This is a genomic window from uncultured Kordia sp. (assembly GCF_947489565.1).
Taxonomy (GTDB): Bacteria; Bacteroidota; Bacteroidia; order Flavobacteriales; family Flavobacteriaceae; genus Kordia.
Window position 1 is genome coordinate 142,286 of sequence record NZ_CANLEA010000002.1, and the last position, 24,277, is coordinate 166,562.

The window sequence follows — 24,277 nt, forward strand, 5'->3', positions numbered from 1 at the left end:
CTTACTTTCGTTTACAAATATTTGTAGTCGTTTGTAAACGAATATTTTTTGTACCTTGTCTCTTCATTTATTTCATATGAACATACACTTAGAAACCGAACGACTCATTATCCGAGACCTTACAGAACAAGACCTTGACGGCATGTTTGCCCTTGATTCCGATCCGGAAGTACACAAGTATTTAGGCAATAAACCCATCAAACATAAAGAGGAAGCATTGAAATATATTAAAGATGTAAATACCCAATATGCAGAACGCGGTATTGGACGATGGGCAGTTGAAATTAAAGAAACAGGCGAATTCATAGGTTGGTGCGGCCTACGATTGTATACTGATTACACCTTTAACAATCGCACAAATTTCCACGATATTGGCTACCGATTGCGACGCGAATTTTGGGGAAAAGGATATGCCACAGAAGCTTCCGTTGCCTGTCTACAATATGCCTGGAATGTTATGAAACTTGAAAACGTATACGGAATTACCGAAAAAGGGAACGCAGCTTCTCACAATGTTTTGTTGAAAATTGGGTTAAACTATATAGAAGATTTCTATTATGAACCCGAAGATATGATGCTACGTTGGTATGATATCAAAAATCCAAACCACTAATGATCACCAAAAAAAACATTACCATACTAAGTTTTTTACTTCCATTGTTTTTACTTGCAAATGGCGGACCAATTGATGAATCTACGATTAAAACTGTGGGCGATTTAAAGTTTATAAATACAGCAAGTATAAGTATTATCAATGAAGATTTAGCCATCAAAATTGAGGGAGATTATGCCGAAGTAAAAGTCATTTATACACTAAAAAATCATTACAATATTGATGAACATATTTTTTATGCCTTTCCGATAGATTTTGGATTTTCAAATATAGAAGAAGAACCAGGTTGGAAAGAAGAATATGTAAACTTTATTACCTTCAAAAAAAACGGCGAAGTTTTACAGAAAGAATCACAAATTGATTTGCAAACCAACGAAGGTAGAACCCGAAAGCATTGGTATTTTGTAAAATTTGATATCGGCAAAAATGAAAAAGAAGTAATGCTAGAAGTACACTACAAGTTCAAAGTCGGTTTTGTAGATTTTGCTTATTCTAAATCTTTTTATCCCGTATTTAATGAACGAACTTTTGTCTATGACTTTTCTCCTGCACAATATTGGGGCAATGGAAAAGGAACACGTTTAAATATTTCGTTTGACATCTCTTCTATCAAGCAACTTCATGGAAAAGTTTTAAAAATGAATGGCATTGATTTTAAAGAGGAAAATGGACTTTACACATTCCAAACAACAGATTTTGATTTTAAAGAAGCTCCAAATCTTGAAGTAGAATATGAACTAAAAACACACAAAGCTTCAGCATATCTCTTAAAAAAATCAGCTAAAAAAGAACGAATAAAAAAGATTGTTGCTTCTTCCCGATTGGAAAAAAAGTATACAAAAGATAATTTAGTAGATCTCAATTTTTCTAACTGCTGGTGTGCGAAACCAAAAGACAAAAATCCAACGCTAACGTTTACATTCAAAGATAGTGTCGAAGTTTCTTCAATCGTTTTTACGCCAGGATATCTGAAATCTAAAGAAACTTATTATAATAACAATCGACTGAAAAAAGTAGCAATTACACAGTATTATGCGTCTTATGAAGGATCAAATAAAGAATTTACATATCAGTTAGACCTAGAAGATATTCCTTATCAAGAAGTAGATATCAATACCTTTTATGATATGGTAAAACATACCGATTCGGGTGATATGATCAAATATACTTCAAAAATTGAATTTAAAGTTCTAGAAACCTATAAAGGCAAAAAATACAATGACACATGTATTTCAGAAATACTATTTGCAGGTTATAAGCCTCGTACTGATTAGTTGTTTTTCTGCCGAAGTCTTAGCGCAGAATCACCGAAAAACCATCCGTATACATTCGTTGGCTAATTTTCCATTCAGCACAAACGATTCTATTTACGAAATTACGCCTGTATATAAAAAGTATGCTTACGATACTACTCAAGAAATTGCATACACTTCAAAGCATGTGGCAACAAAAGATATGCTTGAAAATTTTTCTGTGGGAACGTATTTATTCAGCCTTTCCAAACCAAACCATCTGCCCGAAACAAAATTGCCTTTGCATATTATTCATGATGAAATATATCAAATTGTATACACAAAAAACACAGGATATTTAGGACATTTAGAAGAATTGTTGAATATTCCTTTTGTGCTTTCGCCCGAATTTTTAAGCGAATATGGACATCAAACTGACTTGCGTGTTGCAACCGATTGTGCCGAACTTGCCATTTACGGAAAACGCAAACAAGGCATGAAAGTTCCGTATTGTGGACTAAGAGGAATTACGAAATACATGCAAAAAACATCTGTTATTAAAAAAGGAATTATTCTGCACTTTGGGCATCAGGTTTCGGTTTTATATGAAGATCGAGGCATTCCAAATGTAATTGATGGCGATGACTTGCTCATACACGCTTATAAACTAAAAGCAGAAATCATTCCGCTAAAAGAAACCAATTTACACAATACTCCTTATATTACATACCAATGGAAACAGTAGATCAAAAAAAATGTTTAGAATGTGGCGATTCATTTAAAGGTCGTGTCGATAAAAAGTTTTGCAGCGATTATTGCCGAAATGCCTATAACAATCGACTGAATAAGGATGGAAAAAATCTCATTCGAAATATCAACAATCGCTTGCGCAAAAATTGGCGAATTCTAGAAGATTTAAATGTAAATGGTAAAACAAAAACTACGAAAACCAGACTCTTAGAAAAAGGATTCGATTTTACTTATTTTACCTCCATTTATGTAACAAAATCCAATTCTACCTACTATTATGTATATGATCAGGGTTATTTACCATTAGAAAATGAGTATTATTTATTAGTAAAAAAGAATTCTTAATATGGATAAAAAAAATAGTATCATCGTACTTATTATTGTGGTGGCTACAGTAACTATCGCGCTATTTCTTCATAAAAACTATGCAGTACATAGTGAAGAATATGAAGCGCTAAAAAAGTTTGAAAATTTTCTTTTAGAATTGGATGAAGGAGTTAAAAATATAGAACTAGACTCTATAGAATTCCTAAAGGAATAACGATTTTCTCAACGAATATTCATTGGTAAAACGCTCGATATCACTAAGAAAAAAGCAGGTTTTATGTTGGCAGCCATTGTAGTTTTAGCAGTTTCTGGATCATTATTCTACAGAAATTATAAAAAGCAGCAAAAAAATGAAGTGTTTATTGAAGCAGTTCAAAAGGCATTTTTAAAGTTGAAAGAACGCCAAAAAGAATATGAACAAAGCATACTGCAACAAGTTGAAAAAACAAAACAAGATTCTATCTATAATACACCATAAAAAGAGCTAGAAAAAGAAATTAGGAAACACCAATCATTTAAATAACGATTCACATGACACCAATTATTCTTATTCCGATTTTTATATTGAGTGTTGGCGCACTTGTTTTTATCTGGATTTACTACAGTAAAAAAAATAAGATTCTTCGTCAATTAAAAAAAATTCGTAGAAAGGCAATTCATAGTGTTCGTAAAAATGAATATGTCAAAATTGTTGGGAAAGCAAAATATGCTGGAGAACCTTTAATTGCACCGTTAAGCAAACGCAAATGCGTGTATTATGATGTAAAAATCAAGGAAAAAAGAGGAAAACATTGGCACAGAGTTGTAAATGATGTGCAGTTTCAAGATTTCTTTATTCAAGCAGGAACCGAAAGCGCCGTAATTCACCTAAACTCTCGAAACGAAGTAGAAAAACAAATTCACTTAGTTGCCGATCATGCGTTTAGTTCTGGTTTTTTAAAGAATCTTGATGAAGAAACAAAACGATATTTAGCACAATACGGAAAAAATAGCACAGGGGCTTTTGGCTTTAATAAAACCATGCGTTTTACCGAACGAATCATTGAAGTCGATGAAGAAATCGCCGTAATGGGCATTGGAAAATGGACCACAATTGACACACCAATTGATGGTTATTCCGATTCAAGAGTATTAGCTTTGACTGGTACCAAAGAACAAAAGTTACTCATTACGGACGAACCCAAAGCTATGGAACGTGTAAAACAAAAATTATAAACCAACTATTTCCAGTTCTGCCCTTTTAAATTCATAGCAGCTTTTAAGATGTCTTTTTGACTAATTTGCCCTACCAACTTTCCGTTTTCTACAATAGGAAAACGTCTTCTTTTCGATTGAATAAATTTATTGGCTGCATCAAAAATATTGAGGTTTCCATCAATAGTTTCCACATTTTTTGCCATATGTGCTTCTATTTTATTATGCTCAAACGGCATATTATAATAACGGCTGTCCGAAATTTGCTTGATGCAATCTCCTTCCGAAATAATACCCACTAATTCATTTTTATCGTTCACAACAGGTCCACCAGATATTTTATGTTGAATCAGTTTTTGAATCACTTCTTCTACGGTTTGCTCTGGTTTGAATGTAATTAAGTTTCGCGACATATAATCGCTTACCTTAAGAGCTTCTGCTTTGTTCGTGTTCGTTGTTTGTGACTTTCGCGCTCCTTGAAAACTTTTTATTGCCATGACTTTAGGGTTTAGGTTTTCTTAAAGTTACTCATTTTTAATTAGTTAATATCAGTTCTTCATAAAAATTACACACAACATTTTTCTTTTCCGCAGTGTAGCAAGAATTTTTCGTTAAGAATTTTTGAAACCTTGGAGAAAATTTAGAAAAATTATTGCGGTTCTAGTTTTTCTCAAAAAGAAAACTAGAAACACCTCTGGAAAAGCGCCTTTTCTTTTGTGGAAGCTTGTGCTGAACTTGATTTAGTATTCTTTGGGCGAGCAAAGAAAACAAAAATAAAACACTGAATTTCAATATGAAATAAAATTTTCTCTAGACATTCGGAAAGTTTTTCATTTAAGAAAAATTATGAATGTTAACCTAAAACATCAGTTACTTCTCCATTTCTGTATACTTTTTTAGTATTTTTAAGCAACCATTCAATCAATCTATATGACGACACCAAGAGCACGTTACACATTTTTATCTTTTATACTGATTGCTTGCGCTGTATACTACAGTTTTAAAAGCGTAATGCCACAAAGTCTTACGGAAGAAAATGTACCCAAAGAAGAATTTTCAACCGTTCGTGCCTTTGCTCATGTGAACGAAATGGCGAAAGAACCACATTATGTAGGTTCTAAAGCACATGCTGAGGTTCGCAATTATATCATTGCCGAATTGAAAAAGCTAGGTTTAAATCCAACAGTACAAGAAGGTTTTACACTAGATGCTTCCGGAAATATATCAAAACCTAAAAATGTACTAGCGCGCATTAAAGGGAAAAATTCAGCGAAAGCTTTATTATTATTGTCACATTACGATAGTGATCCACATTCTGCTGTTGGAGCCAGCGATGCTGCAAGTGGTGTTGCCACAATTATAGAAGGAACACGTGCTTTTTTAGCCAAAGGGGAACAACCTGAAAATGATATTATTTTATTACTTTCTGACGGAGAAGAATTAGGATTGAATGGTGCCGATTTGTTTGTAAATAAACATCCTTGGGCAAAAGATGTCGGATTGGTACTCAACTTTGAAGCGCGCGGAAGTGGCGGACCAAGCATCATGCTATTGGAAACCAATAACGGAAACGCCAAACTTATCAAAGCATTTCAAGAGGCTGGTTTGCGATATCCTGTTGGAAATTCGCTTGCCTATAGTATTTATAAAATGCTTCCTAATGATACCGATTTGACGGTTTTTAGAGAAGATGGAAATATTCAAGGATTCAATTTTGCTTTTATTGACGATCATTACGATTATCACACCGAAAACGATACTTCAGAAAATTTAGATTTCAATACGTTAACGCATCAAGGAACGTATTTAATGCCATTACTTGACTATTTTTCGAAGCAAGATTTAACTCAAATTACTTCAGATGAAGATTTAATTTATTTCAATAGTCCGCTAGGTTTTCATGCATATCCATTTAGCTGGATTTTCCCAATTTTAATTATAATTATTGTATTATTTATTGGTTTGATTTGGTACGGATTTCGTCAGCGAATGCTTTCTACTAAAGGAATTTTAAAAGGGTTTTTACCATTTTTAATTGGTTTAACTGCTAGTTGCGGACTTACTATTTTACTTTGGATTATTTTCAAATGGCTCTATCCACAATACGCGGAAATTCAACACGGATTCACCTATAACGGATATGTTTACATTTCATTATTTGCCTTTTTCGCTTTGGGAATTATCTTTTATTCATATCATAAATTTGGTAAAAAAATAACCGCCGTCAATTTATCTATTGCGCCTTTATTCTTTTGGATTGTGATTACGGCATTGGCCGCTTTCTATTTAGATGGCGCTAGTTTTATTGCAATTCCAGTACTATTTACCATCATTTCATTGTTCATTTTAATCAAGCAAAAAGATGAACCAATGACATTGTTATATACAGTGTTAGCATTTCCTGCTGTATTTATTTTAGTGCCATTTATAAAGCTATTTCCCGTTGGTTTAGGATTAAAAATCATTGTGGTAGTTCCATTATTAGTTACCTTGATTTACGGTGCATTAATGCCTGTTTTCGGATTGTATAAACGCCCAAAATGGACTGCAAATTTATTTTTCTTATTGACGATTATCGCCTTTTTTGTTGCGCACTCGCGATCTGACTTTACGGAAGAACGACAAAAACCAAATAGTCTGGTATATATTTTAGATTCAGACACCAACAAAGCCAATTGGAATACGTATGATGGCATTTTAGACGATTGGACAAAGAATTATATCAAAGATGAAACCAATGTGTCTAAATCGAAAGATGTGATGGACAGCAAATACAAATCAGGATTTACGTATACGCAAGATGCGCCTGTAAAGCAGATTCCGATGCCATTGATAGAAACTTTAAAAGATACTACGTATAACAATCTTCGTCATATTGATGTGAAAATTACGCCGCAACGAACTGTAAATCGTATGGAAGTTTTTACCAATGACACCAAGTTTACTGCTGCAAAAGTGAATGGACTTGATGTAAAATATCCAAATAATGATTGGAAGCGTTTGACGAGTTATTATGTCTCTGATAATGATCCGTTGGAATTGTCATTTACGGTACAACCGAATGCAACTCCTGAGCTGATTTTGTATGAAGCGTCTTTTGATTTGATGGAGAATCCATTATTTTCAATTCCTGCACGTGCTAAAAATATGATGCCGCGACCTTTTGTATTGAATGATGCCATTATTGTGAAGAAAACGATTCGGTTTTGATTGTTTAGGAGCTTCTCGTGAGCTATGAGAATGCTTGAAGTGACAAAAGAAGTGCTAAAAAGAAGATTTTGAGTATTGAATGTTTGACCACGAATTCACGAATATTTTTAAAGTGTATTTGTTAGTATGCAGTATATAACTAAACTTTTATCATTTTTTTTGCTTTTGTCATAGAAATTGAACTGACGTTTTAATTGTATGCGAAAGATCGTTCGTGGATATAATTAAATAATACGTAATTAGAGATTTTTTATTTGCGAATTCGTGACAGGAAAAGTGCTAAAAAAAAGATTTTGAGTATTGAATATTTAACCACGAATGCACGAATATTTTTAAAGCTTTTGTTAGTCAGTATTATAGCTATACTTAAAAGTCATTTTTTTATAAGGTGATTTTAAACCATTAATCACTAAAGAATCGATCAATTGATTTTCATTGTAATAATAGTGCAGACTGTTTTTTCCGGGCATCAATTCGCCACAGCAAAACACAAGATCGTTTCCATAACTTAACATGATACGTTTTGCACGATTGATTTTAAAGGGTTCTTTCGTAATGATACCTCCAGAATAAGGAATATTCTCTTTTGCCAATTCTTTTTGGTCAGTAATGATATTTTCTGTTTTTTGTTTCGTTTCTCGATCGTAGCGAATTTCAACTGCCTTTCGAATGCTGCCATCTTTTTTATAAAACCATTCTTTACTATAGTGTGTGTATGCTGGCGTATGTACTTTGTTAGCAATAAATTTTAATAATCCATCTTTTGTATACTTGTATTCACTATAATTATTGCTAATGTCATATCGCGCAGTAATTAATCCTTGGTCATTTATATGAAATAAACCGTATCCTTCAAGATGAAGATTTTGAATTTTTTCTTTTTTAAAATCTTCACTTCTCCCTATCAATAATTGCGCTGATAGATATTCAGAAGCATCAAACGGTTCAAAACCTGTTTCATCTACCGTAATTATTGCTTCTTTTTGGGGAATGCTATCCAATTCCTGAGAAGTTTCAATTGCTTTCTTAGGTTGCTTTTCTTGTTTGCAACTTATCAAACACAAAACACAGAAAAGAAAACTTATTTTTTGTAGCATATCATCTTTTTTTAAAGATAGTATTATTTTTTATTCAACCTGCAATTAAACATTTTAACATATAAGAGCACAAAAAAAGCCCGAACGTTAAACATTCAGGCTTTCTCAATTTTATAATGATTTGGTGTTTACCAAATTCGTACTCTATCTTCTGGAGCAATGTACATTTTGTCTCCTTCTTTGATATTGAATGCTTCATAGAAAGCGTCAATATTTTGTAAAGGAACATACGCTCTGTATTGTCCTGGCGAGTGTGTATCTGTTTTGATACGTGTACGCAATGCTTCTTCTCTCATTTTTGTTCTCCAAACGGTTGCCCAAGAAAGGAAGAAACGTTGTTCTGCAGTAAATCCGTCAATTTTATCTGGTCTACCGTTTTCTTTAATGTGGCGTTGTAATCCATCATATGCACCTAAAACACCACCTAAATCTCCAATATTTTCACCTAAGGTAAATTTACCGTTAATGAATACGTCTGGTAATACTTCAATAGCACTGTATTGTGCAGCTAAAGCATTTCCTCTTTCCGTAAATTGCTTTAAGTCTTCGTCTGTCCACCAGTTTGTTAAGTTTCCGTTTGCATCAAAACGTGCTCCAGAATCATCAAATGCATGTGAAATTTCGTGTCCAATTACAGCTCCAATTCCACCATAATTTACAGCATCATCAGCTTGGTAGTTATAGAAAGGTGGTTGTAAAATTGCCGCAGGGAAAACAATCTCATTATTTAATGGATTAAAGTATGCGTTTACCGTTTGTGGAGACATTCCCCATTCTGTTTTATCTACTGGCTGATCAATATCATCTAAGTTCTTTCTGAATGCCCATTTTCCAACAGCCACCATATTGTCATAGTATGAATTTCCTTCTTTCACTTCTAATTCAGAATAGTCTTCCCATTTGTCAGGATATCCAATTTTCACCGTGAATTTATCTAATTTCTCTACTGCTTTTTCTTTCGTTTCTGGACTCATCCAGTCTAACGCCATAATTCTATCTTTGTACGCAGCAATTACATTAGCAATCATTTTTTCTGCTTTTTCTTTCGCTTCTGGCGGAAATTTAGCATCTACATATAATTGTCCAATGGCTTCTCCAACTGTTCCATTCACTGTTGCTAAAGCTCTTTCTTTAGCATCACGTTGCTTTTTAGCTCCGTTTAATTCTTTCGAATAGAATTCCCAGTTAGCTTTGTTCAATTCAGTTGTCAACATTCCTGCTGCACCATCTAAAGTAGACCAACGCATTAAGGTTTTAATATCTTCAATGCTTTCATTTTTTAATACATCTTGTAAAGCAGTCATATATTTTGGTTGCATTACAATAACCGTATCTAATTCTTTAACTTCTAAATCACTAATTAGCTTTTTCCAATCAATTACAGGAGTCATTTCACTCAATTCAGCTACTGTACGTGGATTGTTAAAGTTACGCATGTCTCTACTTTGTACTTTGTCCAAACGTGGTGCTGCTAATTTTGTTTCTAAAGCCAATACTGTTTCAGCATCTTTCTTCGCTTTTGCTTCATCGTCACCTAAATATTGCAACATACGCGTAACGTGTGCTACATATTTAGCTCTGATTTCTTTTGCTTTGTCATCTTCATCTAAATAATAATCTCTTTCTGGCAAACCTAATCCACCTGGCACTACATACGCAGCGTTTATACTACTATCACTTAAGTTTGCAAAAGCAGTTAGTCCTAAAAATGGAGCCGTGATCGTTGCTGGATTTTTTGCCAATACTGTTTGCATATCTGCAATTGACTGAATGCTAGCAATCGCGTCTAAAGCTGGTTGTAATGGTTTGATACCATCTTTGTTTCTTGCAACCGTATCTAAAATAGAATTGTATATAAATAATGCTTTTGCCTGATCGGTATTTGCAGCATATTTTCCACTTTTGTTCGCTTTTTCAAGGATTTCAATGACATCATTATCTGTGTCTTTACGCAACACTCCAAATCCTCCCCAAGATGTTCTATCAGCTGGAATCTCGGTAACTTCCATCCACTTTCCGTTTACAAAGTTGTAAAAGTCATCATTTGGACGCACAGATTTGTCCATATATTCTAGGTTGATTCCGGGAACTTCAACCTGAGCTACCTCCTTTTCTTTTACTTCCTTTTTCTCACCTTCACACGAGAAAAGAAGCGCGCTTGCCGTAAAGCAAAGTGCTATTTTTAAGCTATTTGTCTTCATTTTTTGGTTCTGTTTAATTTAGTTTTATGTAGTTTAGTATAAATTGAGGGATTAATGTTACGAATACAGTACACATTAACATTTTTTTATGATAATTTTATAATTTGGTCTTCACAATAGAGTCAAATTCTTTCTTCAACGCAACGACTTCCTTTACATTATCATTTGGAACTGCAATAGAAAGTACATAATGTGCAATTTTCCATTGGTCTCCTACTTTTTTGACAATACCAGATCCTCTGCACAATTCCATTTGTGTATCTAATAATTCATCAAACCAAGCAATATCGCCATATTCTGACATAAATACATTGCGTTCAAGCGCTATAAAACTCCATGCTTTTCCTTTATCGAAATAAGGTTTTGAAAATTCTTTAAACGCTGAGTTTTGCCAATTTTCAGTCGGATCAGTTCCTATAAAAATGGCATCGTCCGTCATTTTAGAAAAGTAATCGTCAAATTTTGCATCAGCCGCAGCTTTATGCCAAGCATCGAGTACTGTGTTGATTTCTGTTTTACTTTGCGCTAAACGAAACTCTTCTACTTTTTGGCGTGCTTTTTCAGTATTACATGAAACACATGCAATTACAACAACCCATAGAATGATTTTTTTCAAGACTTAATTATTTTTTGGTTTTACTTCTTTGAATGCTTTTTTGGGTGATTTCTGCTTTGGAGCCATATATTTTGGAGATTTTTTTAGTGGCAATTGCTCTTTTTGAGAAACTTTCTTTTCAGCATTTGTGCTGTCTGTTGCCTTAAATACATCTCCTAGTATTTCTTCGGCTGCAATATCAAGTATTGATGCTTGTTGTATTTGATAACAAACTGCATGAAACACTTTGTTCATTTCTACAATTTCTTTTTCTATAAAATTATTTGGAATGCTATCATCTGTGGCATCATCTTGTAATTTTAAGGCTTTGGTTTTGAGCACTAAGAAACGACTGCGTATTTGCATAACGTCTAGTTTTTTGGGCAGTTTCTTTTTCTCAATCTCGTCAATATTATTTGCCAATTGCCCCAAATCTTCTATGATAGCAAAACGCGTACTCTCATTGATGAGTTTCATATTTTCATGAACCGTATTGAACTCTAACCAATCTTGCACTAACTCTTTTTGAGCTGGTGTTAAGGTTTTTAATTGTCCTTTTCTAGGAATGTTTAATTTATTCTTGGCAAGATATTCTTCTTGGCTCTGTGTCTGCTGAACACGCGTGGTTTGCTGTTCTTTTTCACATGCAAAAAGGGTAATACAAACAAGAACCGATGCAATGATTTTTTTCATTAATTTTTTCAACTGTCTACTTTGGTATAAAAAACAGAAACAAATATAGCTAGTTTTTTAAGTTTGCCTGTGTTTTTAACAAAGTTTACCACTCTAAGGCATTGTATTTTATGAATTTATCAAAATTTAAGCCTTTTTATTTCATTTTTCGCATTCACTCGAATTAGATTTTTTTATCTTTGTAATTCTCTTTTACTCGATAATTGAGATTTTTAACGCTAGAGGCTTGCCTCCATATTTTATTGTGAATTTTATGTATATGTCTCTAGGGTTTTCCCTGAGCAATTTTACTAATTTTTGATGAGTACAAAAGTTTTAATTATTGGCGCCTGCGGGCAGATAGGCACAGAGTTGACAACTGCTTTGCGAAATACGTATGGTTTTTCAAATGTAGTAGCCTCTGATATTCGAAAAAGTGATAGTGAAGTCTTCAATCAAGGTGCTTTTGAACTCTTGGATGCTCGCGATAAAGATGCTATTAAGTCTTGTATAGAAAAACATGAGATTACCGATGTGTATTTAATGGCTGCATTGCTTTCTGCAACGGCTGAGAAAAATCCTGATTTTGCTTGGGATTTGAATATGAATTCCCTGTTTCATGTACTTAATTTGGCAAAAGAGAAAGTTATACAAAAAGTATTTTGGCCAAGTTCTATTGCTGTTTTTGGTGAAAATTCTCCGAAGAAAAATACACCTCAACATACCATTATGGAGCCGTCTACGGTGTACGGAATTAGCAAATTATCTGGGGAACGTTGGTGTGAATATTACCATAAAAATTACGGTGTAGACGTACGAAGTATTCGGTATCCTGGTATTATTAGCTGGAAAGCAAATCCTGGTGGAGGAACAACAGATTATGCTGTAGAGATTTTTCACGAAGCTGTTCAAAAAGGTTCTTATACTTGTTTTTTACAGGAAGATACTGCGCTTCCAATGATGTTTATGGACGATGCTGTTCGTGCTACTATTAATATTATGAATGCCGATGCCGCTTCTGTAAAGGTTCGATCATCTTATAATATTGCAGCTATTAGTTTTACACCTGCTGAGTTGGCAACTGCTATTCAGGAATTGATTCCGGAGTTTACGATTGCTTATGAGCCAGATTCTAGACAGAAAATTGCAGATACATGGCCAGAAAGCATTGATGATACTACCGCTACGAACGATTGGAATTGGTCACATGATTTTGACATGAAAGCCATTGTTTCGGAAATGATTTCAAATTTGCAACGCGTGCTGGTCTAATATAATTGTAAATGCTAAATTATGAATTGAGTTTACGCTGCTTCTTTTTTGTTTCTTTTTCGGCGAATGTATACTACGATCCCTGTGAGTAATATTCCTCCAAAAATATAGTATAAGTATATGTTTCCTGATAAATTTATTGGATTTGCATCGCCTGTTAATGTGAAGGCACTCCAATAATAAGGCGAAGCTTCACTTGTGTTTTCATTGTTTTGAATGTACGTGAGTTTTGCTTTTTGCAAGGCTTTCGATTTGGTATCGCCGGCAATAATATTTTTATAGAATTCTTGTATGATTTCATTGCTTGCTTTTTCATTAATATCCCATAAGGAAGAAATGACACTTTTAGCACCAGCATTGAAAAACCCTCTTGCCAAACTCATAACACCTTCTCCTTTTTTCAATTCCCCATCAGAGGTTTTACAAGCACTCAATACGACCAATTCAGATTGGTTTTTGGTAAAATACAATTCGTCCAACGTAATTTTCTCATCATAAAATGCCAACCACGGAATTGTATTTTCGAGTCCGCCATGCGTAGATAAATGCACAATTTTATAATTTCCGTAGGCTTCTGTAAATCGTACTTTGGTCGCGTTTTCATATTGAAAATGATTGGCACCAAAAATACTTGCCAATTTTTCCAATTCGGCAGAACTTGTTGTTAAGGTTGCATATTGTTCATCTTTGAATTTTGTAGGCGCAATGGCAATAAATGACTTTCCTGAGGACATTTTGTTTTGTTGCGACTGTGCAGCAGATGATAGCGAATAGTTATAATGAATCTGTGTGTTTTCAATTAAGTATTGATGTGCAGGTGTACGCAATGCTTCAAAAGGAATGTATTGTAAAATGCCATCTGGAATGATGGTGATTCGTTTTTGAGAAAACGTTTCTGCAAATGGAAAAAGTTGTTCGTATAATACTGTTGCAACTTCTTCATATGCGTTTTTATCTTCTAAATTTACAAATGGTTTTGAAACGGCATTTTTATACTTAGCAACGGTTTTCGTGAGTTCTTTTGTATTAGGTAATTCTTTCAGTTGAATGGTTTCTGGTGAAATTAACGTCACAAAACCTTTTTCTTTTCCAACAATATATTGCAGCACCAATTCATCTTTTTGCAGATTTTTTTGAACATCATGCAACGTAAGTACATTGATATTCTTTTTGTATTTGAAATATTTTGGGTAGTTTATTTCTAATGAATCGATGAAGGCATTCAACTCTTTTTTATAGTTAAACATATCATCTTTTAGTGAATCTATATGGCTTTCCGTATATGCAGATATTTGTATTTCTCCTTCAAGCTTTTTGATTTTTTTGATCAAATGCTGCTCACGTTTTAGAATGTTTTTTGGAAGTTTTGACAAGCGTTTTGCATTAGCATCCGTCATATTTTCCAATAATAAAATAGCTTTATTTTTTTCCATGAAGAAAAATGCTTTTTCAGGTTGTTGCAAACGGTAACACACCTCAACTGCCTTTGGATAGAATGTAGCACTTTTTTTTCGCCAAAATAACTTTGATAAATCTTCACGACTTTCCACATAAATGACATCAACCAAGCTATCAGCAAGTGCAAAAGTTTCTAATGCATTCTCAAGATATTCCGTATTATTTTCCGCTTTATCATAGGCAATCCATCCGTTGGCTTTGTCAATTAAATATCCTAGGATATCTATTTTATTCGGTGACAGTTCCATGTCTTTAAAACTAGGTAGCGTTTGATATGGAAGCTCTTTGGATTGCAATGCTTGCGTGATTGCTTTATGGTAGTATTTTAATGCTTGTTGGTGATTATTCTCTAGTTGATATATATCTGCCTGATTATTATATATTTTTGAGCTCTTCAAGTGATTATTTAGACTATATCTACTGGCTTTTTTTAAATATTCTTTCGCCTGCTCTAAATTTTTCTCTTTTTTACTTACGATGGCAAGATTTAAGCAACTTCTATAGATTTTTACTGTATCCTCTTTTTGAATAGAAATAGTTAATGCTTTTTCATATTTAATCTTGGCTGTAGAATAATCTTCTAGAAAATAATCATAAAAATAACCTTCATTATGAGCTTTTGCAATCTGGTTTACAGAATCAAACTTACAAACCTTATTATCAATAACTTCCAACTCTCTTATAACTTTTGCTATTTTATTAGAATAGAGTTTATCTTCTGATAAGACATAGGTTGCAAATTTACTTATCAAAGTATTCGTTAATTCTTCACATTCATTGAGAGATTTAAATATAAAGATCGATTTATCTAGATTTTCAATCGATTTCTGTAAATCCCCTAAAACACTATAAACATTTCCTCTTAAACGAAATAATTTCCCCAACCTAGTGTCTTCTGTCTTATACAAATTCAGATATTGCTGACTTGCCTTTAACGCTTTATATGGTTGGTTATCTTCTGCCAAAAAAAGTACCTTATTACAATACGTTTTCATAAATACCTCTTCTCGATGATTCTTTAATTCATCCGAAATTTTCAATATTTTATTAGCATACGTTATGGAACGTTTTAAATTAGATTTCCAATTTTTTCCAGATAATTTATAATAAATTTGAGCCAACTCCATTTTATCAACTTTGATATTAGGAATTTGCAGCAAGCTATCAATTAATTTTCCTTTGGCATTAACTGACAACTCTTTAGCCTCAGTTATAGCATTATAGTAAGTTACTAAATCTAGTTGTTCCTGTGCATTAACTACTCCAAAACAGTAAAGAGAAAAAGAAACCATAAAAAACATTCGGATTCTTAAAGACACTATAATCATAAGTAATTGAATATTAGATTTTTAAGCACTATCTGTAAATTTACACAATAAATACTCTTTTTTCAGAGTTGTTTATAAATAAAATTTTACATTATGAAAATTCAACAAAACATTACACAATTTAATCAATTTCAAATTTCAACCAATCTTCTCTCCAAAATTAATGGTGGTGAAAAAAAAGCTAGAGCAACATCAGATGAAGAAATTGAGTTAGGAGGTTAAAAATAGTATGTAAAAGAGGAGTTTTTGAGGCTCCTCTTTTTTAATAGTCTAAATGCAAGATTACCTAAACCTAATTTAAACTATATACTAGTCATCAAATAATGGCAAAAATGATGAATGTTCTAAATCATCCAAATAAGGACTGAAGATACAATTTTGTATTACCGCAGTTTTTAATACTATGCCTGACATTCCATCAACATGAATACTTCCACTATATCCTGAGGTTAAAGCTGCAGAATACGAGGTTCCATCTACATAAAATATTTCATTATTATAAGCAAAAGGGATTTGTTCTCCAGGTGCAGCAATATCTACAGAGGTTACACCTCTATTTGAAAAATCGGCCAAAGCAGAAATGCCTCCTACAGATGGATTTGAAAATGATCCGCTTGCGTAAGAGTTTGAATTATATCCTGGCACTTGATGATTTGCAAGTGCTGCTATAGCTAATATGTTTTCGGAGTCATATGAAGATGGATAATGTGGTATTTCATCGTTATTAAGCCCTTCATTTCCTGCGGATGTTATAACTAATTTATCTGGAGCTTCAAGAATAAACCTTTCTAATAATTCTCGTTCTTGATGATACCAACCAAAACTCATATTAATAATATCTACATCAGGTTTGTTTGCTGCATATTGAAAACCACATAAAGCATCAAAATAACTTATATTTCCTCCACTATTTGCTACTTTTACAGGTAATATTTGATAATCAACATTAGCTGATTCTAATTCAGATATAATCAAACTGGCAACAATGGTTCCGTGTCTTCCATAATGATCATCATATGGGTTATTGTTCTCATTTACAAAGTTCCAACCAAATATCTCATCATATCCATTATCTGTACAACCTGTATCAGCACTGTTGTATAAAAATGCTTCTGGAAAACCTGTATGATTATAATCAATTCCCGTATCCAATACTGCAATAGTTACACCCTGGTTTAAAATTACTTGTTTTTGCATGGCATCATTTACAAAACCAATTCCTCCAGTTTCCACAAATACATTATCTAATATTTTTATCTCAGGGTTGTATTCGGCACCTTCAATTTCTTCATCAGATCTTGCTGCTTCTCTTTTTTCTTCTAAGCCACCATCATTGTTAGGTCCTTTTCTTTCTTGTATAGTCCATAGTTCTAAATTTGGATCGGCACATTCACATTTTTTATGGGATTGAATATCATATTCTGCTCTCTTTAATATTTTTTCGGCTTCTGTTGTACCATCAGGATACAGAATTATAAGTTCATTATTTTGAATATTGGAAGCATTTGCATAACCTCCTTTTTGTGTGATTTCAGTTTCTTTAGCAATATCTGCTTCTTCAAGATTTAAGCTTTCTTTTTGACAGCCTACTGTCGTTATTAACAACAATGCAAAACAATATACTATTACTTTTTTCATGTTTCTTTTAGTTTAAATTAATACTACTAGTTGTATACAAAGCATGTATACTTAGGGTTGGTTTAGGTATGATAAAAATTCCAGCCAACCGAAATTGGCTGGAATCCTCTTGCATTATAAAAATTATTTTATAATTACTTTCTTGGTAATTGTTTCTGTATCAGTAGTAATGACAAGGAAGTAAATTCCTGGCGTTAATACTGACTTACCATTCCAAGTTATGGTAGTTAAGTTATTTTCTATATGATTTTTATCGAATGATTTGATTAAGATTCCGTCAAAACGATATACTTTGATATCAAAGTTTGTTTTGTTGGCTCCTGAAATTTCGATATTCATATTACCGTCGTTCGGGTTTGGTGAAATCTTAGCAACAGTTTTCACATCTGATGGTGTTGGCTCATGTGGTCTTGTGTAACAGCTTACACATTGTGATGCTGACCATAATACAGTACCATCTTTACATTTTGTTCCAACTCGCCAGCTAAAGCATCCCGATCTATCAATATAAGGCAATGAGAAAGATGTTCCTTGAACGTCCCATCTCATTTGAGTAGGTCTCGTTCCTTTACAATCGCGACAATATGGATCGTCCCAAGTAACTTCAACAACATAAGCTTGTAAAGGATCTCCTGTCCAACTCATACTTGCGCGTCTACAATCGAATCGTAAATTTGTAGCTTCTACACATGGATCTGGATCGTCTACACATTCTATTTTTACAGTCTCAGAAATAGATACCGTAGTTTCACATCCTTCAACATCTGTTATTGTCCATGTCATTGTGATATCATACATTCCGTTTGCTGTAAATGTATGATAGATACCATTTCCTGAAGACGTAATTGGTGGATCATTGTTAATTGTGAATGAATACACTTCATCTACGATTTGATCTGGGAAACAGTTTACTGATGAACTAGCTCCAATTGAGTACAGACATTCATTAACTTGTGATACATTTAAATCTCCAAGAACCAAATCATCACATACACATTCTTCTTCACATTCGTAGAAGAAACAATCTTGATACACACATTCTTTTCCGTATTCTGTGTTTGTTGCAGTAAAGCAGATTGGTCCATTTTCCATTGGTAAATCTACTAAAACATTTGTTGCTTGCGAACCATTGTGATCCCAACTAAAGGTATCATAATCATCAATATCTATTGGATCTCCATTGACATCAACCAACTCTATAAGTATACTTCCTAGTATACAAGGATCACAATCATCACCACTACTAGCACGAAGCTCCATATAAGCCCTTAACCTGTCTAGTTCTGCTTGAATTTGCGCTTGTGCTGAACTTTGTGCATCATTTTCTGCTGAAGCAGATTGAGTTGCTACTGCAGCTGCCATTGCTTTTTCTAGCGATGTTTGATATGCTTGCAATTGAGCAGTTGTTGGACATTCTATTGCGTTTATGTAAATATCTTCATCACAACAATCTTCTAAGTATGTTATAACATATTCACATCCGTTTGGATAGGTAATTGTTGCTTGCCAGTTTTCTAATGCTGACACATAAATCCAATCTTGAATATCGTTTTCATCTACTGCAGTATCTAAGTTATCCCAAACAATAGTAATTCCGTTTCCATTCTCTATTGTTGATCCGTCACTACTTAATACATGAATTGGCCATTGATCAGCAGTACATACTACTTCTGGGCAGTTTGGATGATCCCAATATGGTGAAATGTAAGGATCATCAGTACAACAATCTGGTACATGAATAAATTCGTCTTTTAAACAATCTGAATAATCAGTCAAGCCTATCCAAAGTGTCCAATCACCATCACTTACATCAATTGGACCGAGTTGATAGTCTGTTACATCTCCGGTAACATTATCAAGTACAAATTCTGCATTATTACTTTCTAACTTTTGTTTCGCCATCCATGGTAATCCATTCGTTCCTGTAACAGTTACTGTTACATAATAGAAATCATCTGAATAATCGGATGGTGTTCCATTATCGTTACATTCACCTACAGTAAACGTATATTCTAAATCACATGGTGGTGAACATGGTTTTGGAACTTCAATAGAAACATCTGTGGTACAACTTGGATCTGCGTCATCAAAGACTGAAAAAGTATATATTCCAGAATTAGCAGAAATATCTCCCATGTCTATGGTTGTTGGATTTCCATAACCTCCAGAGTCACCATTTGGAGTTGTAGCGGTCCAAGTAGATCCTGCCGAATTTGTTACTGTTAAATCAAAAGTCCACGTATCATCACTTGGATCAGTAGAACCTTGATCATAACATACAATATTTGATATCGTAGCAGCAATATCACAACAGTCAGGATTGTTAAAAATATAATCATTGTTTTGTCCTGGAATTGTATGTACATCATCTGCATTTTGTGTTTCTCCTGCGATGCCAAAAATTGCATTTACTTGAAAATCATAACCTCCACTTTGACCTGGGAAATCAGCTGGATTTACAGTAAAGCAAACAGTATTTCCTGTAATTACTCCATTTGTTAATGTTTGTACAACCTGTCCATTTTGTAAAATATCTAAAGAAGTATTGTTTGCTGTAAGTGTTCCTGTTTCTCCATTCAATTCTGGCAATGTAAAGTCTGCACATACATCAAATGGCAATGTTACTTCACAAGGATCAAATTCATTTAAACGAATATTTCCTTGAAAGTTTGATCCTGGCACACATTCTTCTGCGCATATATCATCAATATAAGCATATCCAAAATGTGCTCCAGCTCCGCAATCGGCCATGATGAATTCTAAATTAATAACATCTCCAGCATTTCCAGAAACTTTTAACTCTGCACAGGTCCAATCTTGCCATAAAACTGGAGCTAATGGACATCCATCATTTGTTAATCCGTCTAATTGGTTAAAAAATGGATTTCCGGCTGGGTTAGATATAACACATAATCTATCTAATTCTGCATTATTACCATCTAAGGCTCTTGCTACAAAAATTGGATTTGCGTTGTTATGATTTGGAAACTCAGATACTAATGCATAATAAAAACGAACCGTTTGAATACCGCTTTCATCTAATGTAATTGGTTTAATTAATCTATTAATTCCATGATCTGGTCTACAAACACCTAAAGTACTTGTTGGATTTACCAAAGGTTTTGGGCTATTAATTCTTGCCGCAAATTGGTTACTTGTCATTGGATCATTATCATTGTCTAGTGGACTATTAGGATTAATCATACTTAATGTATCTCCACCGCTAGCAACTATAGGATCATTTCCTGCGCTTACAATATCAAAATTATCTACACTTGTTGTAAACAGATTGTTAGGCGTCCAACCAAAGTTTCCAAAGCCCATCGTTGGAATAGCGTTACACTCTCCTCCACCAGAACCTATATAACCCGCAGGATTTCCACCTGTAGGAAAGCCAAAAGCGGTTTGTCCTTGATAATTGTTAAAATTTCCATCTTCAAAACTTCCATTAAGGCAAATAGGTGCCATTTCTGCTTGATATGGTATCCAAGCTTTGGGATTTTTTTGAAAATATTCATATCTGAGATATGCTTCTCTAAAAAACTGTATTTGTAATTTTTGCTCTTCAACAGAAAGTTGATTGAACTTTAATTGACCTTCAGAATGATTAAAACCTTTTATGAAGTTCTGTTTTACATTCTCAGGAAGTACTTTTTTCAAGTTCTCTGCAATGTAAGCAGCTACCTTTTGTTCTTCTTGTTGAATTTGCTGTTGCTGCAAAACATTATTTTGCGCAAAAATTCCCATAAAGGAACTTGCCAAGAATAAACAAAACATACTTAGTATAACTTTTTTCATAATTAAAATATGTTGGTTATTGGTTATTTCCTACTCTGTTTTAGTTGAAGGTTTTTCGGATTCCACCTTATTGAATGAATCGATTCATGAGATAGTTACACGTAAGAAATTTTGTTACCCAATTTATTTCCTTATTTTTAGTACCACTTTTTTAGTCATCCCTATTTTATGTCAAATGATACTTATTTTATTGAAGGACTTTGCACTGGAGAAAAAACTGTTTTGAAAGAAATTTATGATCAGTTTTTTACGAAAGTAAAGACATTTGTCTTGCAAAATAAAGGCGCTGTTACTGATGCAGAAGATGTTTTTCATAATGCATTAATCCAAATATACATTCGACTCAAAAACAGACAGTTAGTCATAAAATCTTCTTTTGAAGCCTATCTTTTTACAACCTGTAAAAATCTTTGGCGACGAGAATTAAATAAAAAACGGGTAACAAAACATAAGGTTATTGAACTTGAGGACAAAGAAACAGAAAATGCTTATGCATTACTTGAACAAGAACAGTGGGAATTGTATATAGAAAAGTTTCAATTGCTTTCTGAAAATTGTAGAAAAGTATTAACGCTGTTGTTTAATGGAACTTCGTATGATGAAATTGTAAAAATATTTTCATACTCATCAAAAGTAGTTGCCAGACAACGAGTTTTTAAATGCAAAGCTAAATTAACCAAGCTAATTCAGGGAGACGATAAGTTTTCCAAAATAAAGAAATTATGAGTTTTGATGATAACCAATATGAACAAATTGCTTCATATATAAATAATCAGATGAATGAAGCTGAAAAAACAGCATTTGAAGCTTTACTAAAAAATGATACAGAACTTGCATCGTTTGTAGCAACGTTTGCATCGCTGGACAATGTATACGATGAAAACTTGTGGGCGGTAGAGAGTCATGCCTCCATTGAAGAAGTAAAAGCATTAGCAGCAGAATTTAGAGCCGCTGATGTAATGTCATTATCTAACAAGATACGAGATATTCAAAGCGAAGCACATCAAACACAAACTCCTAAAAACAGAAAGTCATATTTCTATATTATTTCTTCAGCCGTAGCAATAGCTGCTGTAATGACGCTGTTTTATTTTTCATTCATGCAATCGCTCACTGCCACCGAAGCTTTTGAGCAATATCATGATTGGAACTCATTACCATCTTTGGTAGAAAAAAGTAGTTCAAAAGACATCGCTGCCGAAGCACAAGAACTCTTTCAACAAGAAAAATACCAAGAAGCACTAACGACTTTCAAACAATATGAACAAAAAAGTGAGACATTCGATCAAAATGTGCTATTGTATATTGGTGTGTGTTATTTAGAACTTGGAAACTATCATGAAGCTCATCAAACATTTGACGAATTACGCAATAGTGATACACTCGATAATCATAAAGCATATTGGTATACTGTGTTGACTCATTTAAAGCAAAATAATATCGAAACTGCCAAAAAAGTACTCAACACTTTGATTCAAAATTCTAGCAACTTCAATTACAAAAAAGCTAAAGAATTGCTAAAAAAATTAAAATAATTCATAATTCTTCCTGTTTTTTATAAATTTCGATAAGATATTTCCGTTTTTATCGGTGAATACTCCTGTTTATGCTTGTAATAAAATAAAAAAAGCCTTTAATTTGAGGTAGACCAAAACTTGAATCATTTGAAAAATTATGAATAAGGAACTATTAGAAAAAAAGTTAAAAGAAATTGACCAAATTATTAAATCAAAATATAAAGAAGAAACTCAAATTGGAGTATTAGCTGGACTAGCTGGAATCTCTTTATTTGAGTTTTACTATTCTAAATATCTTGATATTGATGATCACGCCGATATTGGTGTTGAAATGCTGACTGATTGTATTGATAAAATCAATGAAGGATATAGTTATCCTACTTTTTGTACTGGTATTGCAGGTGCAGGTTGGGTTTTAGATCACTTGGAGCAAGAAGAATTCATGGATGCTGATAATGACGAATTATTGCCTGAGCTTGACCAATATATTCATACTTTTATGGTCACTGATATGAAAAACGGAAACTATGATTTCCTTCATGGAGCTATAGGATACGCTTTTTACTTCTTAAATCGTTACAGAAATACCAAATCGGACGAATTAAAGCAAAAATATGTAGGCTTCATCAATGAGTTTTTAGATTTATTAGAAGATTTATCTGAAGATGCTGGAGACGGTAAAATACGTTGGGAATCTGAATTGAGTATTGAAACCAAAGAAAGAGGTTACAACTTAAGTTTATCTCACGGAATGTCTAGTATTGTAGGTATCTTAACCAAATTACACGAGCAAGATGTTTTCAAAGAAAAATCTGAGTCCATGTTAAAAGGTGCCATCAAATATATTTTAAGCTTCAAAACTAAAAAAGACGATCCTTTTTCTATTTTCCCAAGTTGGGTAACTGACAAAAAAGACGATGAAGATGGACAAAGTCGTTTGGCTTGGTGTTACGGAGATTTAGGTGTTGCCATGCGTTTTTGGTTTGCATCCAAAACCTTAAACGATGAAGCATTAGGAAAAACAGCTTTAGAAGTATTAAAACATGCCGCTAAAAGAACGGCAGTAGAAGATAGTTTGGTACGTGATGCTGGTGTGTGCCATGGTTCTTACGGAAATGCACAAATGTTCTTTAGAATGTACAAAGAAACTGGTGATCAGGAATTTAAAGATGCTTTTGAATTCTGGATGCAAGACGGAATTGACAGAGGTACATTTGAAGATGGATACGCTGGTTACAAACAGTGGAAAGGAATGGACAAAAGTTGGGCTCCAGAAGTGTCTGTTCTTGAAGGAATTGCTGGAATTGGATTAACAATTCTTGATTACTTGGCAGATTACGATACCAATTGGGATGAATGTTTAATGATAAGCTAA

At 33.5% G+C, this 24,277-nt stretch carries 21 protein-coding genes; 13 read left to right on the forward strand and 8 right to left on the reverse strand.

All coding sequences use genetic code 11. From position 1 onward, the window contains the following. Window positions 1-76: 76 nt before the first annotated feature. From Q0845_RS03335 to Q0845_RS03365, 7 genes are all read left to right on the forward strand, one after another. Entirely contained in the window at window positions 77-613 is a 537-nt protein-coding gene (locus tag Q0845_RS03335) for a GNAT family N-acetyltransferase (protein WP_298509141.1), read from the forward strand. Next, window positions 613-1,887: a discoidin domain-containing protein gene (locus Q0845_RS03340; protein ID WP_298509144.1), complete on the forward strand. Its 1,275-nt coding sequence runs from the start codon at window positions 613-615 to the stop codon at window positions 1,885-1,887. The genes Q0845_RS03335 and Q0845_RS03340 overlap by 1 nt, the downstream gene beginning before the upstream one ends. Next, window positions 1,832-2,590, forward strand: a complete 759-nt coding sequence (locus Q0845_RS03345; RefSeq protein ID WP_298509147.1) for a hypothetical protein — start codon at window positions 1,832-1,834, stop codon at window positions 2,588-2,590. The genes Q0845_RS03340 and Q0845_RS03345 overlap by 56 nt, the downstream gene beginning before the upstream one ends. After that, window positions 2,578-2,940, forward strand: coding sequence for a hypothetical protein (locus Q0845_RS03350; RefSeq protein ID WP_298509149.1), 363 nt, complete (start codon window positions 2,578-2,580; stop codon window positions 2,938-2,940). Before Q0845_RS03345 ends, Q0845_RS03350 begins: the two co-directional genes overlap by 13 nt. A 1-nt stretch (window position 2,941) precedes the next feature. Further along, window positions 2,942-3,136 carry a hypothetical protein gene (locus tag Q0845_RS03355; protein WP_298509152.1) on the forward strand — a complete coding sequence of 65 codons (195 nt, stop codon included), beginning with the start codon at window positions 2,942-2,944 and terminating at the stop codon, window positions 3,134-3,136. Between the two features lie 63 nt (window positions 3,137-3,199). After that, window positions 3,200-3,400, forward strand: a complete 201-nt coding sequence (locus tag Q0845_RS03360; protein WP_298509155.1) for a hypothetical protein — start codon at window positions 3,200-3,202, stop codon at window positions 3,398-3,400. Between the two features lie 53 nt (window positions 3,401-3,453). Then, window positions 3,454-4,137 (forward strand): hypothetical protein, encoded by a 684-nt coding sequence (locus Q0845_RS03365; protein WP_298509158.1) that lies wholly within the window; start codon window positions 3,454-3,456, stop codon window positions 4,135-4,137. Between the two features lie 5 nt (window positions 4,138-4,142). Here Q0845_RS03365 and Q0845_RS03370 read toward each other — a convergent pair whose 3' ends face one another. After that, window positions 4,143-4,613 (reverse strand): CBS domain-containing protein, encoded by a 471-nt coding sequence (locus Q0845_RS03370; protein WP_298509161.1) that lies wholly within the window; start codon window positions 4,611-4,613, stop codon window positions 4,143-4,145. A 433-nt stretch (window positions 4,614-5,046) separates the two neighbouring features. Here Q0845_RS03370 and Q0845_RS03375 point away from each other — a divergent pair, with 433 nt between their 5' ends. Continuing rightward, window positions 5,047-7,326 (forward strand): M28 family peptidase, encoded by a 2,280-nt coding sequence (locus Q0845_RS03375; protein WP_298509164.1) that lies wholly within the window; start codon window positions 5,047-5,049, stop codon window positions 7,324-7,326. Window positions 7,327-7,670: 344 nt separating this feature from the next. On the opposite strand, the gene Q0845_RS03380 is transcribed toward Q0845_RS03375, so the two are convergent. From Q0845_RS03380 to Q0845_RS03395, 4 genes are all read right to left on the reverse strand, one after another. Continuing rightward, entirely contained in the window at window positions 7,671-8,423 is a 753-nt protein-coding gene (locus Q0845_RS03380; RefSeq protein WP_298509166.1) for a hypothetical protein, read from the reverse strand. Window positions 8,424-8,551: 128 nt separating this feature from the next. Further along, entirely contained in the window at window positions 8,552-10,624 is a 2,073-nt protein-coding gene (locus Q0845_RS03385) for a M13 family metallopeptidase (protein ID WP_298509168.1), read from the reverse strand. A 97-nt stretch (window positions 10,625-10,721) separates the two neighbouring features. Beyond that, window positions 10,722-11,240: a nuclear transport factor 2 family protein gene (locus Q0845_RS03390; protein ID WP_298509171.1), complete on the reverse strand. Its 519-nt coding sequence runs from the start codon at window positions 11,238-11,240 to the stop codon at window positions 10,722-10,724. 3 nt (window positions 11,241-11,243) lie between these two features. Continuing rightward, window positions 11,244-11,912 carry a hypothetical protein gene (locus tag Q0845_RS03395; RefSeq protein WP_298509174.1) on the reverse strand — a complete coding sequence of 223 codons (669 nt, stop codon included), beginning with the start codon at window positions 11,910-11,912 and terminating at the stop codon, window positions 11,244-11,246. 300 nt (window positions 11,913-12,212) lie between these two features. On the opposite strand from Q0845_RS03395, the gene Q0845_RS03400 reads away from it, so the two are divergent. Then, the gene (locus tag Q0845_RS03400; RefSeq protein WP_298509177.1) at window positions 12,213-13,163 is read left to right on the forward strand and encodes an NAD-dependent epimerase/dehydratase family protein; all 951 of its coding nucleotides are present in this window, start codon (window positions 12,213-12,215) and stop codon (window positions 13,161-13,163) included. 32 nt (window positions 13,164-13,195) lie between these two features. Here Q0845_RS03400 and Q0845_RS03405 read toward each other — a convergent pair whose 3' ends face one another. Continuing rightward, window positions 13,196-15,949, reverse strand: coding sequence for a CHAT domain-containing tetratricopeptide repeat protein (locus tag Q0845_RS03405; protein ID WP_298509180.1), 2,754 nt, complete (start codon window positions 15,947-15,949; stop codon window positions 13,196-13,198). A 93-nt stretch (window positions 15,950-16,042) separates the two neighbouring features. On the opposite strand from Q0845_RS03405, the gene Q0845_RS03410 reads away from it, so the two are divergent. Further along, window positions 16,043-16,171 carry a hypothetical protein gene (locus Q0845_RS03410; RefSeq protein ID WP_298509183.1) on the forward strand — a complete coding sequence of 43 codons (129 nt, stop codon included), beginning with the start codon at window positions 16,043-16,045 and terminating at the stop codon, window positions 16,169-16,171. A gap of 87 nt (window positions 16,172-16,258) precedes the next feature. Here the strand turns inward: Q0845_RS03410 and Q0845_RS03415 are convergent, their stop codons facing one another. Beyond that, window positions 16,259-17,587: a S8 family serine peptidase gene (locus Q0845_RS03415; RefSeq protein ID WP_298509186.1), complete on the reverse strand. Its 1,329-nt coding sequence runs from the start codon at window positions 17,585-17,587 to the stop codon at window positions 16,259-16,261. Between the two features lie 123 nt (window positions 17,588-17,710). Then, on the reverse strand, window positions 17,711-21,385 hold the full coding sequence (locus Q0845_RS03420; RefSeq protein WP_298509189.1) for a T9SS type A sorting domain-containing protein: 3,675 nt from the start codon (window positions 21,383-21,385) through the stop codon (window positions 17,711-17,713). Between the two features lie 168 nt (window positions 21,386-21,553). Here Q0845_RS03420 and Q0845_RS03425 point away from each other — a divergent pair, with 168 nt between their 5' ends. The 3 genes from Q0845_RS03425 to Q0845_RS03435 all read left to right on the forward strand — a co-directional run bounded on the left by Q0845_RS03425 (window position 21,554) and on the right by Q0845_RS03435 (window position 24,277). Beyond that, a complete protein-coding gene (locus tag Q0845_RS03425) occupies window positions 21,554-22,111 on the forward strand; it encodes a sigma-70 family RNA polymerase sigma factor (RefSeq protein WP_298509192.1) in 558 nt (185 codons plus the stop codon). Then, the gene (locus tag Q0845_RS03430; RefSeq protein ID WP_298509195.1) at window positions 22,108-22,920 is read left to right on the forward strand and encodes a tetratricopeptide repeat protein; all 813 of its coding nucleotides are present in this window, start codon (window positions 22,108-22,110) and stop codon (window positions 22,918-22,920) included. The genes Q0845_RS03425 and Q0845_RS03430 overlap by 4 nt, the downstream gene beginning before the upstream one ends. A 139-nt stretch (window positions 22,921-23,059) precedes the next feature. Then, window positions 23,060-24,277 (forward strand): lanthionine synthetase C family protein, encoded by a 1,218-nt coding sequence (locus Q0845_RS03435; protein ID WP_298509198.1) that lies wholly within the window; start codon window positions 23,060-23,062, stop codon window positions 24,275-24,277.